Source organism: Vibrio sp. 1580 (assembly GCF_033340055.1).
On record NZ_JAWOVT010000010.1, the window covers coordinates 175766 to 195261 of the forward strand.

Sequence of the window (19496 nt, forward strand, 5' to 3'; positions counted from 1 at the left end):
CGAACGGATAAAAAAAAAGAGGAAACAAAGTCCTCTTTTTTATGTAACAGGTACTGATTTTTCAGTAGTTTTTGATGTATATGTTAAAGATTCTTAACAATATCACGTACGAGACCTGGGCCGTGGTAAATAAAGCCAGTGTAGACTTGAACAAGTTTAGCGCCTGCCATGATCTTTTCTTTGGCTGCAACATAGGAATCTACACCACCAACACCGATAATTGGAAGTTTGTCTCCAAGCTCTTCATGAAGCTTACGTACGACCTCCGTAGAGCGTGATTGCACAGGGCGACCACTCAAGCCACCTGCCTCATTGGCGTGTTTCATCCCTTCTACGATCGTGCGATCCAAAGTTGTGTTAGTCGCGATCACACCATCTATATTGTTTTTCAATAAAGAATCGCAGATTTGGCAGATTTCATCGTCACTTAAATCTGGCGCAATCTTTAATGCTAACGGGACATACTTGTTGTACTTCTCTGATAACTCCGCTTGTTTCGCTTTTAATTCGGAAAGCAGTTCATCAAGCGCTTCACCATATTGAAGTGAACGAAGGCCTGGAGTGTTTGGCGATGAGATGTTTACTGCAATATAGCCAGCATACTCATACACTTTTTCCATACAAATCAGGTAGTCCTCTGCCCCTTTCTCAATTGGCGTATCTTTATTTTTACCGATATTAATTCCGAGAACACAATTGAATTTTGCTCGTTTAACATTCTCGATCAAATTATCAACGCCTAGGTTATTAAAGCCCATGCGGTTGATGATCCCTTCTGCTTCCACTAAACGGAATAGGCGTGGTTTATCATTACCTGGTTGTGGTCGTGGCGTTACAGTGCCGACTTCGACAAAGCCAAAGCCCATGGCATCAAATGCTTCAATACATTCGCCGTTTTTATCTAAACCAGCCGCAAGACCAACAGGGTTACGGAATGTTAGACCCATACACTCAACTGGACGAGTTGGTAACTGTTGGCGGTAAAAGAGATCAAGTGGTGTGCCGTTAAAGCGTTGGAAGTTCTTGATTGCAAGATCATGTGCCTTCTCGGCATCGAGTTGGAAAAAGCCAGTTCTGGCTAGACGGTAAAGCATTGTGCCTCCGAAAGAAAAAAGCCCCGTATAAACGGGACAATATTATTTACCGTTTTTCATCGTAATTCAATGAAAATGAACGTAATAAGTAAAAACCTATATCTTTATAAGATTTTTAAATATAAAACAAACAATTACAATCAAATTTCTGCGATAAAAATCGTAACTAACCGCTTAAAAGCAATCGATTTCACTCTGTTTTAATTTCAACTCAATGTGACAATGTAACTATTTTTGTTCCAAATGTGAATAATAGATAATAAAAAGCCCCGTTAAATAACGAGGCTTTTACTTATGACTTGATTATTCCACTACTCTTTCGATGAGCAGTTGAGGTTTAAAAGTACTAGCTCTCGAAGTGCTACAGAGAACTTAGCAAATTCGTGTACTGAGCCAACTTTGAACTCGTTTAAGATACTCTCCCAGCGGTGCAACGATTGCTCGTTAGTTTCCATCCAATCTTCTAACGCAGCCATCACGTCAAGCTCTTCGGTTGAGCAGCCACAAGTCAGTACCTGAGCGGTAAGTTGACGTTGTTGCCAGTCCAGATCTTCACGGAATGCCGCTCTAGCAAGTGCTTGCCAGTTGTTATCAACGGCTTGGCTATTAATTTGCTTCAAGAACCAATGCAACGATAAACGGTCACCCAAGTTAAAGTAGAGTTTCGATGCTTGCTCAACCGTTTTACCTGTTTCACTTGCTACTGATGAAATATCCAGTGCAGATTGCAAGCTTGATAAGCGGGCAACTTGGTGAGCGAGTTTCTCTTCAACCCCTTTCTCTATCCAACCTTGAGCCAAGTCATTGTGTTCTTCAACTTCAGACTCAACTAACATAGTGTCTAGGGTTTCAGTGATAACATTGACATCTTGCTTGTAGATAGCAATCAACTCACCGACCGTGCATTTGCCGCTACGGTTACGAAGCAACCAGCGTGCAATTCGACGCAGTGCTCGGCGCACGTAAAACATAATTTCGTATTGAGCTTGCGCTGTCGCAACGTTATCAAGTTTGCGAGTTTGCTTGAGGATTGCTTCTAAATCAAAGATTTCTCTAGCCGCACTGTAAGCATTGGCAATATCGACAACACTTGCACCAGTTTCTTCTTGCAAACGAGTAACGAAGTTACAGCCCATTTCATTAACCATCTGGTTAGCCAATGCTGTAGCGATAATTTCAGCTCGCAGTGGGTGATTAACCATTTGATCTTTATAGTTACGTCGTAACGCACTTGGGAAATATTCAACAAGTTGTTTTGCATGGAATTCATCATTTGCGATTTCATCCGTAACAAGTTGCTGTTTAAGTACCATTTTACCGTAGGCAACTAACACTGATAGCTCAGGGCGAGTCAGACCTAGTCCCTGTTTTTCACGCTCGATTAGCGTTTCATCATCAGGAATGTATTCGAGAGCACGATCCAAGTACCCTGCTTTCTCCATAGTGTGGATGAATCGAATTTGCTCCTTAACAATGCCAACACCTTGCTGTTCAGTAACAGAGATCGACTCCGACTGACGGTAAGCATCATCCAAGACAATTTCACCCACTTCGTCTTCCATAGACTCTAGAATTTGGTTACGTTGCTTAACCGTAAGATCGCCATTTGAAACCAGTCCATTGAGGAAGATCTTGATGTTGACTTCATTATCCGAACAGTCAACGCCACCTACGTTATCAACGAAGTCCGTGTTCACTCGACCGCCAGTTAGTGCGTATTCGATACGACCAAGCTGAGTCATACCCAAGTTACCACCTTCGCCAACCACTTTGGCTCTTAAGTCACGGCCGTCAATGCGCAGCATGTCGTTAGCACGGTCGCCAACATCTGTATGAGTTTCTGTCGATGATTTAACGTAAGTGCCGATACCACCATTCCAAAGCAGATCGACTTTCATTTTCAAGATCATCTTTATCAGATCGTTAGGCGCTAAAGATGCTTTCTTAGTACCTAACATTTTCTGAATTTCTGGCGTCAACTGGATCGATTTTGATCGACGAGAGAAGATGCCACCACCTTGAGAGATCAAGTCTTTGTTGTAATCTTCCCAGCTTGATCTTGGCAGATTAAACAAGCGGTTACGCTCTTCCCAGCTGCTGGCTGAATCTGGATTTGGATCAATAAAGATATGCATGTGGTTAAACGCAGCTTGCAATCGAATATGCTTCGATAACAGCATACCGTTACCGAACACGTCACCTGCCATATCACCTACACCGATTGCAGTAAAATCAGTGGTCTGACAGTTGATGCCCATTTCACGGAAGTGACGTTTAACAGATTCCCAACCACCTTTTGCGGTGATTCCCATTGCTTTGTGATCATAACCGTTTGAACCACCTGAAGCGAATGCGTCACCTAGCCAGAAGTTGTATTCTGCAGAAACAGAGTTTGCCAAATCTGAGAAGGTTGCTGTGCCTTTATCGGCAGCCACTACTAGATATGGGTCATCTTCATCGTGACGAACAACGTTTTGTGGTGGTACCACCTCTCCTTCAATGATGTTATCTGACACATCTAGCAGTGCACGGATAAAGCGTTTGTAACAACGCTGACCTTCCGCAAAAATTTCATCACGAGTGGTGAGAGATGGCTGGCGTTTACAAACGAAGCCGCCTTTTGCACCCACTGGTACAATTACAGTGTTCTTAACCTGTTGCGCTTTTACTAAGCCAAGAATCTCCGTACGGAAGTCTTCTTGACGATCTGACCAACGCAAACCACCACGAGCCACTTTTCCACCACGAAGGTGAACACCTTCAATATCTGGTGCGTAAACAAAGATCTCGAATGCAGGTACAGGCTGCGGAATCTCAGGAATATCGCTTGGCTTCATTTTCAAAGATAACCAAGGCTTAGGCTGCTTATTCTCGTCTACTTGGTAGTAGTTGGTACGAAGCGTCGCCATGATCATTTCAATATAACGACGAATAATACGATCATCATCCAAGCTCTCTACACGATCCAACTGCTCTGTTAGCTTTTTAATTAGATCGTTTTGGCCTTTCTCGCTGCCTTTGTGTTTTGGATCAAATCGCTTGGTGAATAGCTTGACTAGACCTGTCGCTAAGTCTGGGTAGTGGCTTAGCGTGTCTTCGATGTACTGCTGACTGAATGGGAAGCCTACTTGGCGCATGTATCGTGCGTAAGCACGAAGAATGGAAATCTCACGGCCAGATAACGACGCACCTAATAACAATCGGTTGAAACCATCACTTTCAAGATTACCCGCCCAAATGGCAGCAAATGCTTGTTGGAAACGATCACGAGCTTCACGAAGGTCAACGGTTTTCTCGCTCTTATGCAGCATAGAGAAGTCAAGGATCCAGAAAGTCTGCCCGTTGTTTTTCTCGATCTCATATGGCGATTCGCCAATCACACGCAAACCAAGGTTTTCCAACATCGGCATTACGTCAGAAAGGTGAATTGGTTCATCGCGATGGTATAACTTTAAGCGGACAGCTTTGGAATCTGCACCCTCTTCTTGAGGTCGGTAGAACAACATGCCAAGTTTATTATCATCACTTAACGCTTCTAAGCGCTCGATATCTGCAACCGCAGAACCTGGCATCATGTCCTCTTTGTATGAGCGAGGGAACGCACTCATATATTCTTTTGAAAGAGGAAGGCCTTTACTTTCACCAAAGTTAGCAATGATGGATTCTTTTAGTCTGTCATCCCAAGAGGTAGAAACTTCCATTAGATTTTGCTCGATCTTTTTCACGTCTACGTCAATGTTGTTATTGTCTACACGAACAATGTAATGTGTTCTCGCTAGTGGGCTTTCTGAGAAGTACGTTGTAAATTCAACCTCTTGCTCGCAACCAAAGTACTGCTTAAGAATGCGTTGAGTTTGACGACGCAATTCTGTGTTGTAACGATCTTTAGTGACATAAACCATGCAACTGAAGAAACGACCAAATGGGTCTTTACGAACAAACAAACGCAGCAAGTCACGATCTTGCATTTGTACAACACCCATTCCCACCTCAAGCAGCTCTTCTTCATTAGCTTGAAGCAACTCGTCGCGTGGGTAGTTTTCTAAGATATTGTGCAATGCTTTGTATGAGTATGATCCGTGACGGTATCCACTTGCTTCAAGGATACGGTCAACTTTTTCACGGATCAAAGGAATACTTTGTACCGCTTGGTTGTAAACGGCGGAGGTATATAAACCAGTAAAGCGATGCTCACCTATTACTTTACCGTTTTCATCAAACTTCTTAATACCGATGTAATCAGTATAAGCTGGACGGTGGATACGAGATGCTTTGTTACCTTTGGTGATGATCAGAGCGTATGGTTTTTTCGCTTCTAATCGCGCTGAATCTGATAATTCAGAGAGCTTGACGCTACGCACGCGCTTGTCATCAGCAAACAGACCTAGTCCTTTTTCTTTAGCAGGAACAAGTTCGGTATCACCATTGACCTCTTTTAAGTCATAATCTTTATAACCCATAAAGGTAAAGTTATGATCTTCTAGCCAACGAAGAAATGCGATCGTTTCATCCATACGATCAGTTTGGATAGAAACACGATCTTTATTTTTCTCAAGTTCATCAGTAACAAACTTAAGCTTATCAACCATCTGCTTCCAGTCATCAACGACTAAGCGAGTATCAGATAGAATTCTTAACAGCTCTTCTTTAAGCGCTTGCATCTCGTCTTTACTAGTAAGGCGGTCTACCTCTATGTGGAAAAGTGATTGAAGAACACCACCCTCACCGTTTACGTCTGTAACTTGGCCTTTTTTATCACGCTGAATCTGTGTTGGGTTATTCAACATTAGGTGACAAACAAGATCCAAACGTGCTAAAGCCATTTTGACTGAGTCCACTAAGAATGGACTATCTGGAACAACAATTTCTACGATTGTGTGTGTGGATTGCCAGCCTTGACGACTTACGGTCGGGTTAAATACTCGAACCGAAATCTCTTCTGGTTTTTTTTCATTGATATGGTGCCAAAGGCTAACGACAGCACCATAAAGGTCGGATTCGTTTCGCTGAATTAGATCATCATCAGCAATGTTACTGAATAAGTGTTGAGCAAGTTTAGTTACAAGCGTTTGGTGAGAAAGCTCGAGTTTGTCTTGAATCAGTTGGTAAACCTTTTCAAGCAGAACCGGCACTACATTTTCACGCGCGGTCATATTCACACTCCACATTAGAATTGTTGTTTTGTAGGGGGACTTAGTAGCTAGGTTGTTACCTTAGAAACTAAGCATAGGTAATGCATGTGCCCATTGTAAAAGCATAATTACAAATGTTTAACAACTAATCGTAGTGGTAAGAGGTGAAATGTCCGATTCTGTGACTAAGATTCCTATTTAACTCTCTGCAAATACAATACATCACAGAGTTTCTAACTTAAGAAACTTATTATTTTGGTCAGTTGTTAGTCTAAACTGGCCTCTAACGCCCAATTGACTAAGAAATGGTCTAAATCTCGCGGCGGGTAACTGCAAACGCAAACCGTTGTGTGTGACAACTTGAACAACACTTGCCGCACCAGAATAATGAGATAAAAACGTTTGATATGAAATGTTGAGATTGAAATAGTAATAGTTCATGAAGTGAAAACTAAGTGACATAAACAAATAAGGTGGCCTTAATGACCACCCTATTGTGTTGTTTACTATTCGTCTAGTGCTTTAGTCACTTTTTCGAATAGATCTTTAGCAAGATTATCCATTGCTTTGAGCTTTTCAAGTTCTGCACGAATCATTGCTTGGCGAGCTTCATCGTATTTACGGAACTTAAGCAAAGGATCAATCATTCGAGAAGCTACTTGTGGGTTCGAATCATTTAGTTGGCGAAGAATTTCACCGGCAAACTGGTAACCTACACCGGATTTATCATGGAAACGTACAGGGTTCGCACTTAAGAACGAGCCAATTAAGCTGCGCGTACGGTTCGGATTTTTCAAACTAAATGCTTCGTGGTTCATGGTTGCTTTTACTTTTTCAAGAGCATCCTCTGCAGGATTGCTACCTTGCAGTGCAAACCACTTATCCATAACCAAACCATCATGCTTCCATTTATCGCTGTAATCAGCCATAAGTGCTTCACGACACTCGAGCTGAGCGTTATTTGCAGCACTCATCGCAGCAATCGTATCTGTCATGTTATTTGCAGATGCGTATTGTGCGTTGACTAAATCATTACCTTTTTCCGTATATGCTAGGTACTGAAGGCAACGGTTACGTAAAGCACGCTTGCCAATTGCAGCATGGTCGATCGTATACTCTGTTTGCTTAAGCGTGTGATAAGTCGCACTTAGCTCATCTTCTAATTCCTTAGAAAGTGACACTGTAATGCTGTTTAGCACTTTGTCTACGGCATCGATATCAATTTGCTGGTACCAACCAGTAATCTCATTGATTGAAGGCATAGAGAAAACTTGAGCAATGAAAGCTGGCTCAAGCGTTTCATCCAACAGCACACCGCGGAAAGCATCTATCAGACCTTCAGAAAGTGATACTTCTTGTCCCGCTTGAACATTTTTCACATTCTGACGAATGTATTTAGCCAATAGCATTTGGCTAGCGTCCCATCGAGCAAAATCGTTCGTTGCGTGCTTCATCAAGAAGACTAACTCGTCATCGCTGTAATCGTATTCTAATTTGACTGGTGCCGAGAATTCACGCAACAAAGATGGCACTGGCTGTTCTTCGACATTTTCAAATACGAACGTTTGCTTATCTTGTTTAATATCCAGCACGTTATGAACAGATTCACCGTTAATCACCAGTGGGATAACTCGACCTTTCGAATCATACAACTCGATATCGAACGGAATATGCAGCGCTTGTTTTTCTGCTTGGTCTTGCGTCGGCTCCGTAAATTGCTCTACCGTTAGTGCGTAAGTTTTTGCATCAGCGTTGTATTCGCTATTTACGCGTAGCGTTGGTGTACCCGATTGGCTGTACCACAAACGGAACTGTTTTAAATCAACACCGGTGGCATCTTCCATTGCAGAAACAAAGTCTTCACACGTCGCGGCGGTACCATCGTGACGTTCAAAATAAAGTTTCATTCCTTTTTGGAAGCCCTCTTCGCCAAGGAGTGTATGGTACATGCGAATAACTTCGCTGCCCTTTTCATACACCGTTAGCGTGTAGAAGTTATTCATCTCAATGACTTTGTCAGGACGAATCGGGTGAGACATTGGGCTTGCATCTTCCGCAAATTGAGGACCACGAATAATACGTACGTTATCAATACGGTTATCAGCACGAGAACCTAAGTCAGAAGAGAATTCTTGGTCACGGAATACGGTTAAGCCTTCTTTTAGACTTAGTTGGAACCAGTCACGACAAGTGACACGGTTGCCAGTCCAGTTGTGGAAGTACTCATGACCGATCACAGCTTCGATACCTAAATAGTCACGATCTGTCGCAGTTTGATCGTTCGCCAGAACATATTTTGAGTTAAAAATGTTCAAGCCTTTGTTTTCCATTGCACCCATGTTGAAGAAATCAACAGCAACGATCATATAAATATCCAGATCGTATTCCAGGCCAAAGCGTTCCTCATCCCACTTCATCGAGTTGATCAAAGATGTCATCGCATGACCTGCACGATCTAAGTTACCTTTATCAACAAAGATTTCTAAATCAACACTGCGACCTGACATCGTTGTATATTTGTCACGCAATACATCAAAGTCGCCTGCAACAAGGGCGAACAAGTAAGCTGGTTTTGGATGCGGATCCTGCCATTGAACCCAATGACGACCGTTCTCTGCATCACCTTCTGCAATTCGGTTACCATTGCTCAGCAAATATGGGTAAGCCGCTTTATCTGCGATCACTTTTGTTGTGTATTTTGCTAGAACATCCGGACGGTCTAGATAGTACGTGATACGGCGGAAGCCCTCAGCCTCACACTGAGTACAAAATGCGCCGCCTGATTTGTACAAACCTTCGAGTGCTGTATTCGCTTCAGGATCAATTTTGGTGACGATTTCAAGTTCAAACTCGGATGGAAGATCGGTCAGTACCAGCGATGACTCCTTCACCTCGTGATGAGCCCAATCCTCACCATTTACTTTTACAGCGCGTAGCTCAAGCCCTTCGCCATCGAGTTCTAGCGTTGTTGTATCGCCTTTTTGAGCAACTTTTGATACCGCCGTAACGATTGTGTCATTGTCATATAGATCAAAAGTAAGATCGATATCAGTAATCGCATGAGATGGCTCTTTATAATCTTTACGATATTTGGCCTGGGGAGCTTGAGACATGAGCATAAATCCTTGTATGTCGAACAACAAAAATACCAGACTGCATGATCAAAAATGCAGTTCTGGTATCACTATATAAGCTATTTGTAGGGGTTGTGGTATCAGAATACAAGTCTTTCCATCAAAAAACGGAGCTTTTAGTGCTCTAGCTCCGTTTTTTGATTAATATTTGAACAACATTAATGACTTACCGTACGCACGCGTAATTTGGCGCATGTTAAAGGCATCATGGCGTAACTCTATTGAGTACGGCGTACATATCACCATTGGAATCTTCGATCGTTAGCTCATTCTTGTTGAGCTTATACGTGGTTCCATGCTCGCCATTTTCATACAACAGAACCAAAAACTCATCTTCTGTGTAAAACACACCTTGTTTGATGGACTCATCCCCTTCTTCGTTCGAAACCCTAAACATGAACACGAAATCAGGTTGAAGTATCAAATCCATCTGATTAATGTTGTTGGCCACTAGACCGTCGCCAGATACGTGAGAGCTAGACCAAATACCTGCAAGTGAATTGGATAATCCCTTAGTGAATGTTACACCATTAAGATCAAGCGTATTATGGTTGTTGCGATAGGCATAAATTTGAGGCTCGTCGGTGTTTAAACCAAGAACGATGGTGTCTTCATTTGCGTTATACAGCCCTTCCCAATGGTCAACGGAATAGTCTTTCTTTTGAATATCAATAGAAAAGCTGTAGTCAGAACCTAATGAGAGTTTGATCGCACGAAAGTTTTCAGCCGACTCTTCGGGGTTTGGGTTCATCAAATACCAGTCTCCGATGAGAAACGGCGTGTCAAAGTGACTTAATTCATCTTCTCTGGTGTTTTCTCCACCAAACACACTAAAGCAGCAAAAGCTAAGTAAAATAAAGAACCACTTCATATCGGCATCCTTATCGTTTTCTTTTAGCTTAGCCAGTAGTCCTCACTTTCGCGAAATTTTAGATGTAGATCACGTAAATTATTGGGGGAAAATAAGCGAATATCTTGCTCGATATCGAGACAGCGGAAGACAAAAAGGCATAAAAAAAGAGTGAATCTGAAAGACTCACTCTTTTTATTCTAAATTGCCAGTTATTATGACTGATTTTCCTGCTTAAGTAGATCGACCATAATCGCGACAGACTCATCTAAATAAACATCAGGAGCCTCGTAATCTTTTGGTATGTCATCCAATGTTTTGAATGCTTTTTTACCCAAAGCAACTTGACGTTCATTTATGCGTTGTAATCGAAGGGCTTCCGCTTTATCCGATTCAGCTTTACGAACTTTTTCGTTCAAAGACAAAGTATTATCGTCTTTTTCTTTACGATATTTCTCGATGTCTTCATTGATAAAGCGGAACTCCATTTCATCAGAAATACGCTTGTTATGAAGAGCAGTAAGTTTTTCAACTAAGGCGTCGTTACTTGGAAACGTTTGATATTGTGCTTTATCAATCTGATCCCAAGGTAAAGCATTGTCTTCAACACTTTCACCTGTTTCAGAAGCCTCAATTGGCGTTGGGTACGAAATATCTGGTGCAACACCACGATTTTGCGTACTTCCACCGTCAATACGATAAAACTTCTGAATCGTGTACTGAACGTAGCCTAGCTCTTTATCGAAAAGATCGTAAATATGATTCAGTGAACGATGTTGCTGAACTGTACCTTTACCGAAAGAGTTTTCACCTAAGATGATTGCACGATTATAATCTTGCATTGCCGCTGCAAAAATTTCAGATGCTGAAGCACTGTAGCGGTTAATCAACACCGTCAATGGGCCATCATAACTCACTTTTCCATCGGTATCGGCATTCACCTTGATGCGGCCATAGCTGTCACGAACTTGAACTACAGGACCTTCTTTAATGAATAAACCTGTCAATGCCGTCGCTTCTGTTAGCGCACCACCACCATTGTTACGTAGATCAACGATTACGCCGTCAACGTTTTTGGTTTTCAACTCAGCTAGTAATTTATCGGTGTCTTTCGATAAGCCGACGTAGAAACTTGGTACTTCTAAAATACCAATCTTCTTACCGTCTTTTTCGATGATTTCTGACTTAACCGCACGATCTTCTAAGCGAACTTTGTCACGAACAATTGTGACAATGTAACTCTTAGCATCGTTACCTTCTGGCAAGATCTGTAGATTAACCTTTGTGCCTTTAGGGCCTTTGATTAACTGAACAACATCATCCAGACGCCAACCGATCACGTCGACAATTTCTTCACCGTCTTGTCCAACACCAGTGATTCGGTCCCCTTCACCAAGTTGCTTACTCTTTGATGCCGGACCGCCAACAACAAGTGAACGAATTACTGTGTAATCGTCTGTCATTTGCAAAACGGCGCCGATGCCTTCTAGAGAAAGGTTCATTTCCGATTGAAATTGCTCGGCATTACGTGGAGAAAGGTAGCTTGTATGAGGGTCAACCTGTCGCGCGAAGGCATTCATATATAACTGAAATGCGTCTTCATTGTTGGTCTGTGTGATGCGCTTCATCGCGTTGTTATAACGCTTCTCTAAAACTTCTTTAATCTCTGGCCACTCTTTGCCAGTCAGTTTCAGATTTAACGCGTCATATTTCACACGCTTGCGCCACAACTCGTTGAGCTCTGCTTCGTCTTTTGGCCATGCGGCTTCAGAGCGGTCTAACTCTATCTCGTCATCGGTATCAAACTTGATCTCTTCATCGAGTAGAGTTAACGCATAAGCAAAACGATCGAAGCGCTTCTGCATTGAGAGGTTGTAAACATCAAAAGCAATTTGGTTGTTGCCCGATTTAAGCTGATCATCAAGCTCGACTGACCAATTTTTAAATGAATCGATGTCTGCTTGAGTGAAAATATTTCTATTGTAATCAAGCAACTCTACATAGCGTTCAAAGATCGCTTTAGAGAAATCATCATTGAGGCTGAAGTGCTTATAATGAGAGCGGGTAAATCGCGAGGTGACTCGTTTGCTAGCTGTTTCATGCTGAACTTCAGGAGAAAGAACCGGCAGGTCATCTTTATGTAGTTTGGCTTCAAGAGCCTGAGCTGATGCTGCTAGCCATAAGCTAGCAGCAATCAGGGTCACTTTTGAACGGCAATTCATGCGTAGGAGTATCTCCTTTATGCGCGCAAGTGCTCCGCTTTCACAACCATTTGTAGGCCGTTAGCAAGTTGAACACGTACATCATCCTTATTGATTTCAACAATGGTCGCTGCCATGTTTCCTTTGCCCATGTTCACGTTAACTGCGTTACCTACTGTGATTTCATCAGCATTTAGAGCGCGCGTTTCTACAGGCTTAGTTGGTTTTTGTACTTTTGGTTTATTAGTACGACGAGGCTGTTGAGGCTTTTTAGCCGCAGGTTTCGCTTTCGCCTTACCCTCTTCACGAGCTTTTTGTGCTTGTTCTTTACGACGAGCCTGAACTTTCGCCTTGCTTTCTGCAAGTGTCGCTTTCGCGTGTTCAACGTGCTCTTCTTCTAGCTCACCACAAGGGTTGCCATCTAGGTCTACACGTACTGCACCTGGTTTTACACCGTGTAGGTAACGCCATGATGAAGTGTACTGTCTTAACGCTGCACGAAGCTGTGTTTTGCTTACTTTTTCGTCTTCATTTAGACGTTCCGCAAGATCTTGAAAAATACCAATTTTCAGAGGTTTTGCTTCACCTTCTAAAGTAAAGCACTTAGGGAAACATTCAGCAATATATGCAATAACTTCTTTGCTGTTTTTTAACTTTTCAGTCATGAGGGGTCCTGATTTGAGCGGATTTCCGCGAGCATTAAGAAAAAATATTCTCGTATTATAGTGACATGCCAAGGAAAAACCACACTCGAAGGCTAATTTATGCGTCGTTCGCGTGTGAATTAAGCAGCTTTTCTACTTCAACCATGAAATGAGTGAGACCTTCTTCGTCTGTTTCATTAAATCGGCCAATACTTGGACTATCAATATCAAGTACACCAACCACCTTTCCATTAATAGAAAATGGAATCACAATTTCTGAATTGCTCGCTGCATCGCACGCAATATGCCCCTCAAATTCGTGAACGTCGTATACTCTTTGTATAGTATTAGTTTGTGCAGCAGTACCGCAGACGCCTCGACCCATTGGGATACGAACACAAGCTGGTTTTCCTTGGAACGGACCAAGAACAAGCTCTTCACCTTTTGTTAGGTAAAAGCCTGCCCAGTTAAGATCGTCAAGTTCCATGAAAAGCAATGAGCTCAAGTTTGCTAGGTTCGCAATAAAGTCTGGTTCAGACTCAATTAGAGCAACAGCTTGTTTGGTTAGTCTTTGGTATTGTTCTAAGTTCATATTAACTTCCTACTTACTATAAAAGCTTCCATTCTCAATGTATGGCGCTAAAATGCAGCCCTACTTTATAATAGGACTTATTCTCAATTACAATGCTTCTGAAAAATGACACTATTAGCCGTTCTTGGTTGATAACACAAGTAAAAAAGCACAAGTCCAAGCTGATCATAGCGAACTTGATAGCGGTGCTTGCAACCTTGATTAGTGTTCCAATTCCCCTCCTCATGCCTTTGATGGTTGATGAGGTCTTATTGGACCAACCTGCAAAAGGCTTAGATGCCATGAATGCCATTCTCCCTGAAGCGTGGCACACTCCGACAGGCTATATTTTCTTCACCCTGTTCTTGGTTGTTCTTATGCGAGCTGCGAGCCAAGGATTAAATATCCTTCAAAGCCGACAATTTACGCTTGTTTCAAAAACCATCACGTTTGAGATGCGCAGTAAAATGATCGACAAACTCGGCCGTATCAGCATCCGACAATACGAAACCAAAGGTAGCGGAGGAATCAACGCACACCTTATCACTGACATTGAGACCATTGATAAATTTATTGGTTCTACGTTAGCAAAATTCGTTATCAGTTTTCTGACTGTTATTGGTACTGCTATCGTTCTACTTTGGCTCGATTGGCGACTTGGTCTGTTTATCCTGTTAGTTAACCCTATTGTCATTTACTTCTCACGTAAACTAGGCAGTATGGTTAAACATCTGAAACGGAAGGAAAATCATTCTTTTGAAATTTTCCAAAACCGTTTAGTTGAAACATTAGATGGAATCTACCAACTACGCGCGGCCAATAAAGAGCGAGAATTTCTCCAGCAACTCAAAGACAGTGCGAACCAAGTTCGCGTTGATGCAGACAAGTATGCTTGGCAATCTGAAGCGGCTGGTCGCGTTTCTTTTCTTCTCTTTTTGATCGGCTTTGAATTATTCAGAGCTGTCGCAATGTTAATGGTCATGTTCAGTGACCTTACTATTGGCCAAATATTTGCCGTTTTTGGTTACCTATGGTTCATGCTTTCTCCTGTTCAAGAGTTGCTTGGGATTCAGTTTTCTTGGTACAGCGCTAAAGCCGCATTAAAACGCATCAACGACTTATTAGAGTTAGAAGAAGAGCAGAGACCGGTTCCTAAGGTAAATCCTTTCAAAGAAGGTAGAGAAGTTGATGTTAAAGTAGAAAACATTAATTTCTCTTACAATAATGAAAACAAAGTCCTAGATAATCTTTCTTTACATATGCCGGCAGGAAAGAAAGTGGCGTTGGTTGGTGCAAGCGGCGGTGGTAAGTCAACCTTGATACAATTACTTATTGGGGTTTACCGTCAAAACTCCGGTAGCATTCGCTTTAATGATGAATTAACAGAAGATATTGGTTTTGAAGTAATTCGCGACAAAATTGCCGTGGTATTACAGCAACCTATACTATTTAACGATACCTTGAGGCATAATCTAACGCTTGGTGGGAATTTTGACGAAATGTCACTTTGGCGTGCGCTTGAAGTGGCTCAGCTGCATGATGTAATTTCTCAACTTAACCACGGCTTGGATACTCAAGTTGGTCGTAATGGCATTCGTTTGTCAGGAGGTCAACGACAACGGCTTGCCATTGCTAGAATGGTGCTGAGTAATCCTCAATTTGTTATTTTAGACGAAGCCACGTCTGCGCTAGATACCGCTACTGAAGCGGCTTTACACAAAGCACTGACCGAGTTCTTACGTGGTAGAACAACATTAATCGTTGCGCACCGACTATCCGCTGTGAAACAAGCCGATTTGATCTACGTGCTTGAAGATGGGAAAGTGACGCAAACAGGTACTCATGGTGAGTTAGTTGAGCAAGAAGGCTTATATCAAACCTTATATGGGGGCATACAGTCCCACGCTTAAATCGTTCAAGCTAGAGAGGTCGTTATGACCTCTCTGTCTAAGCACGCCATGCAACCCAATAACGTACGTTTGTGCCAAGGTTGTGAATTGCCTGTCGACATCGTCGACTTACCCCATGGCAAAAATGCACACTGCCCTCGTTGTGGTACACAATTATATCGCGGAGGTAGCCCTAGCCTCTCTGGTAATCTAGCCGTCGCGATAACCTGTATCCTACTATTTATTCCATCGCACTTTTTTAACTTTATTAGCATCCGACTCTTTGGTGTGATGATTCCGGCAACCCTGCCTTCAGGGATGATCACATTGATGGAAGAAGGATTTGTTCTTCTTTCATTGCTCATTCTATTTTGTAGCTCTCTAGCGCCACTGACGGTTTGTGTTTCAGTGGTAACGGCGCATATTTCTTTACATCAACGATGGTTCCGTGGGCTTCGTATCTCACTGTGGCTAATTCAACATTTGAAGCATTGGGTTATGTTGGATGTGTTCTTAGTTAGCATCGCCATTTCCTGTTTTAAACTCCAAGATTATTCCGACATTTTCGTCGGCCCAGGGTTAATTGGTCTGGTTCTTTTGCAGATATTTACCGTTTTGTTAGTTTCAAGAATCAGCGTGCGTCGTTATTGGGAAGCTTGGAAACCAGAAAGTTTATATGCTTTTGAGCATAAAGATGTGCATTGCCATGAATGCCACTTGTCCCAGCCTGAAGGTGACCATTGCCAGCGTTGTCATCACGAGTTATATCATCGCAAGCCAAACTCCATTCAGAAAACATGGGCTTACCTCATCGCAGCAACGGTCGCCATCTTCCCCGCTAACCTGATCCCTATTTCCATCTTGCTTACCAATGGTAAGCGTTTGGAGGACACTATTTTTTCAGGCGTGGCTGGTTTGGTAAAAAGCGGCATGTATGGAATCGCTGCGATCATTTTTGTTGCCAGTATCGTTGTCCCGGTGATTAAAATACTTGGGCTCGCCTACATCATGCTTTGCATCCAATTCAAACGTTCGGTGTTTAAGAGACAACGAATGATGGTTTACTTTGTTGTTAAATGGATCGGTAAATGGTCTGTGATGGATTTGTTTGTTATTTCTATCATGATGACGTTAGTCGATCGTGGTCAGATACTGGATTTCACACCAGGATATGGCGCGGTAGCATTTGGTGTTGTCGTTGTATTGACCATGCTTGCAGCAGAAAGTATTGATCCAAGGCTAATCTGGGACCAAACAAGCCCAAAACAATCAGAAAAAGAGTCAATGAATGAGTGATCAGAACAGTTCTCAAACGTCATACGTACCAGATGTAAAGCGGAGTAAAGGCATATCTCCTCTTTGGCTGTTGCCAATTTTGACCATGGTCTTAGCTGGCTGGCTTGTTGTGAAGTCGATACACGATGCAGGACAACGAGTGCAAATCTATTTTTCTGATGCCGCTGGTCTTGTCGCCGGCCGAACCACTATCCGTTACCAAGGATTAGAAGTCGGCATGGTAAGAGACATTAACCTCACCGAAGATCTCGGCAGTATTTATGTCGATGCTGATATCTATCCTGAAGCTGCAAAGTTACTGAACGATAAAACACGCTTTTGGTTAGTAAAACCAACAGCTAGCCTAACGGGAGTTTCCGGACTGGATGCGCTCGTCTCAGGTAACTACATCTCGATTCAACCCGGAGATGGTCAAGAGTTTGAGACAACATTCCATGCGTTAGATTCTGCCCCAACAGATTTACGCGTTTCTCAAGGTTTGAATATTAAGCTCAAAAGCCGTGATTTAGGTGGTGTATCGGTTGGCTCTCAAATTGTTTATAAGAAAATCCCAATCGGTGAAGTGTACAGTTACCAGCTAGATGAAGATGCAAAATCTATCACTATTCAAGCCAACATTCAGGATCAATACCGACATATCATTAACAACCGCAGTCGATTCTGGAACGTCAGTGGAATTGGTGCCAGCATCGGTTTTGAAGGTGTCGATGTAAGACTAGAAAGCATGAGTGCCTTACTAGGTGGCGCCATCGCCGTCGACTCTCCGGATGATGGTGAGCCTGTAGAAGAGAACACCGAGTTCCGCTTGTATAAAGATTTGAAAACTGCTGGTCGAGGCATCGCGGTTAAAATCGTCCTACCTGATGACAGCAAGATCAGCGGAGAAGGCGCTCCAATTATGTATCGCGGAATCGAAATTGGCCAAGTTACGGACTTGAGCCTTTCCGAAGGCCGAGAAGTGATATTGGCGTCAGCGGCAATTCAACCCGCTTTTAGTGACATGCTGACGACAGGCACTCGATTTGTCTTAGAAGAAGCAAAAGTGTCCCTTTCAGGTGTTGAAAACATTGCTAATTTAGTGCGAGGAAACTTCTTAACGATCGTGCCGGGCGCGGGTGAACGCTCTCGCCGCTTTACTGCCATTCGTAAAAACGTGTTTAACCAACAGCAAGAAAAGTCCATCGCGATTCGTTTGGTATCCGACAATTCGTTTGGCCTAGATAGCGGTGCCAATGTACTTTATAAAGGCATCGTTGTTGGTTCAATCATCAAAGTGGGCCTAGTCAAGGAAGATAAAAAATCACAACACGAAGTATTTATGGATGTTTTGATTGACCATGAATACAAACATCTGATCAAATCAAACAATCGTTTTTATGTAACCGGCAGTGCGTCAGCAGAGTTAACTGAATCGGGGCTCAGCGTTACCGTTCCTCCAGCAAAGCAGTTGTTAACCGGGTCAATTAGTTTTGTGAGCGAAGGCAAGCAGGATATTCAAAAAGAGTATCAACTGTTCCAAAATGAATCATTGGCTGAATTGGCGCAGTACAATCAAAGTGGCTCTAGGGCTCTAACACTATTTGCTTCTGAATTGCCGCCGGTTTCCAAAGGCAGCCCTCTACTCTATCGTAATCTTCCAGTTGGTAACGTCTCCGATTTCCAACTAGTTGATGGCGGAGTACTAATTAAGGCTACTATCGAAAACCGCTTCGCTTATCTTGTAACGCCACAAACCGTTTTTTGGAATCGTTCAGGGATTGAGATAGATGCATCATTAGCTGGCGTCAGTGTGAAAGCACACCCTTTGAAATCGTTAATAGAAGGTGGCATCGCTTTTGACTCCGTGCCAGGCGTTGAAAACAAAATCGGAGAAAACTGGAAGCTGTATTCTGATCAAAAAACCGCTCGCAAGTTTGGGCGCGTCATTGCTTTAGAAACCGACGGTTCGCAAGAGATTGCTAAAGGAATGCCGATTGAATATCAAGGTGTTAAAGTTGGTGAAATCACTCTGGTTGTACCGAATTTTCGTCGTAACATGGTTGAAGTCACTGCAAGGATCCTACCTGAATACGTAGAAAACATTGCGGTTGAAGGCTCACATTTTTGGCTAACTGAACCAGAAATTGGTTTAGGTGGTGTTAAAAACCTCGGGGCGTTGGTGTCGAAATCCATCAGTGTTGAACCAGGTAAAGGTAAAGCTAAATTTGATTTTCAATTAGAAAATAGTTCAGAACGCGTGCATGGAATCATGTTTACGTTACAAAGTGAACAAAGAGGCTCAGTACAAGTCGGTACACCTATTCTTTACCGCCAGATGGAAGTTGGCCAAGTGACCGACGTAAGCCTAGGAGAATTTGCTGATCGCATCGTCACGACTATCAAAATACAGCCTGAATACGCTTACCTCGTTCGTCAAAACAGTGTGTTCTGGAATGTTTCAGGAGTAGATGTTTCCATCGGGCTTACCGGCGCTAACATCAAAGCGGGAACCTTTGATAGTTTAGTTCGCGGAGGAATTGCGTTTTCAACGCCAGAGCAATCGACTATTCCACCAGCGGCAAAGAGTGGGCAATCTTTCTTTTTGTATCCACAAGCTGAAGAAGGTTGGACTCAATGGCGTACAGCGATTCCTAAGCCGTAGAATAAAGCTCAATTCACGTACAATTGAAGTTTGATCACTTTAAA

11 protein-coding genes are annotated in these 19496 nt (G+C 42.7%); 3 read left to right on the forward strand and 8 right to left on the reverse strand.

Annotated elements, in window-relative coordinates; all coding sequences use genetic code 11:
* Positions 1-83: 83 nt before the first annotated feature.
* The 8 genes from pyrD to R7093_RS17100 form a co-directional block, all read right to left on the reverse strand.
* Positions 84-1094: a quinone-dependent dihydroorotate dehydrogenase gene (pyrD, locus tag R7093_RS17065; protein WP_017634281.1), complete on the reverse strand. Its 1011-nt coding sequence runs from the start codon at positions 1092-1094 to the stop codon at positions 84-86.
* A 311-nt stretch (positions 1095-1405) separates the two neighbouring features.
* Entirely contained in the window at positions 1406-6247 is a 4842-nt protein-coding gene (locus R7093_RS17070) for an NAD-glutamate dehydrogenase (protein WP_047102322.1), read from the reverse strand.
* Between the two features lie 201 nt (positions 6248-6448).
* Positions 6449-6667, reverse strand: a complete 219-nt coding sequence (locus R7093_RS17075) for a DUF2835 domain-containing protein (protein WP_005377440.1) — start codon at positions 6665-6667, stop codon at positions 6449-6451.
* 65 nt (positions 6668-6732) lie between these two features.
* A complete protein-coding gene (gene pepN, locus R7093_RS17080; RefSeq protein ID WP_047102324.1) occupies positions 6733-9339 on the reverse strand; it encodes an aminopeptidase N in 2607 nt (868 codons plus the stop codon).
* 226 nt (positions 9340-9565) lie between these two features.
* Positions 9566-10231 carry a hypothetical protein gene (locus R7093_RS17085; protein WP_005377438.1) on the reverse strand — a complete coding sequence of 222 codons (666 nt, stop codon included), beginning with the start codon at positions 10229-10231 and terminating at the stop codon, positions 9566-9568.
* A 194-nt stretch (positions 10232-10425) separates the two neighbouring features.
* Positions 10426-12432 carry a carboxy terminal-processing peptidase gene (gene prc / locus R7093_RS17090; protein WP_017634279.1) on the reverse strand — a complete coding sequence of 669 codons (2007 nt, stop codon included), beginning with the start codon at positions 12430-12432 and terminating at the stop codon, positions 10426-10428.
* A gap of 17 nt (positions 12433-12449) precedes the next feature.
* Entirely contained in the window at positions 12450-13076 is a 627-nt protein-coding gene (gene proQ / locus R7093_RS17095) for an RNA chaperone ProQ (protein WP_005377435.1), read from the reverse strand.
* A 97-nt stretch (positions 13077-13173) separates the two neighbouring features.
* Positions 13174-13647 (reverse strand): GAF domain-containing protein, encoded by a 474-nt coding sequence (locus tag R7093_RS17100; protein ID WP_005377433.1) that lies wholly within the window; start codon positions 13645-13647, stop codon positions 13174-13176.
* Positions 13648-13739: 92 nt separating this feature from the next.
* Between R7093_RS17100 and R7093_RS17105 the strand changes: the two genes are divergently transcribed.
* From R7093_RS17105 to R7093_RS17115, 3 genes are read left to right on the forward strand one after another with little or no spacing between them, the layout of a single operon-like run.
* Entirely contained in the window at positions 13740-15536 is a 1797-nt protein-coding gene (locus R7093_RS17105; RefSeq protein WP_005377431.1) for an ABC transporter ATP-binding protein, read from the forward strand.
* A gap of 24 nt (positions 15537-15560) precedes the next feature.
* Entirely contained in the window at positions 15561-16811 is a 1251-nt protein-coding gene (locus tag R7093_RS17110; protein ID WP_005377429.1) for a paraquat-inducible protein A, read from the forward strand.
* Positions 16804-19452: an MlaD family protein gene (locus tag R7093_RS17115; RefSeq protein ID WP_047102327.1), complete on the forward strand. Its 2649-nt coding sequence runs from the start codon at positions 16804-16806 to the stop codon at positions 19450-19452. The genes R7093_RS17110 and R7093_RS17115 overlap by 8 nt, the downstream gene beginning before the upstream one ends.
* Positions 19453-19496 lie beyond the last annotated feature (44 nt).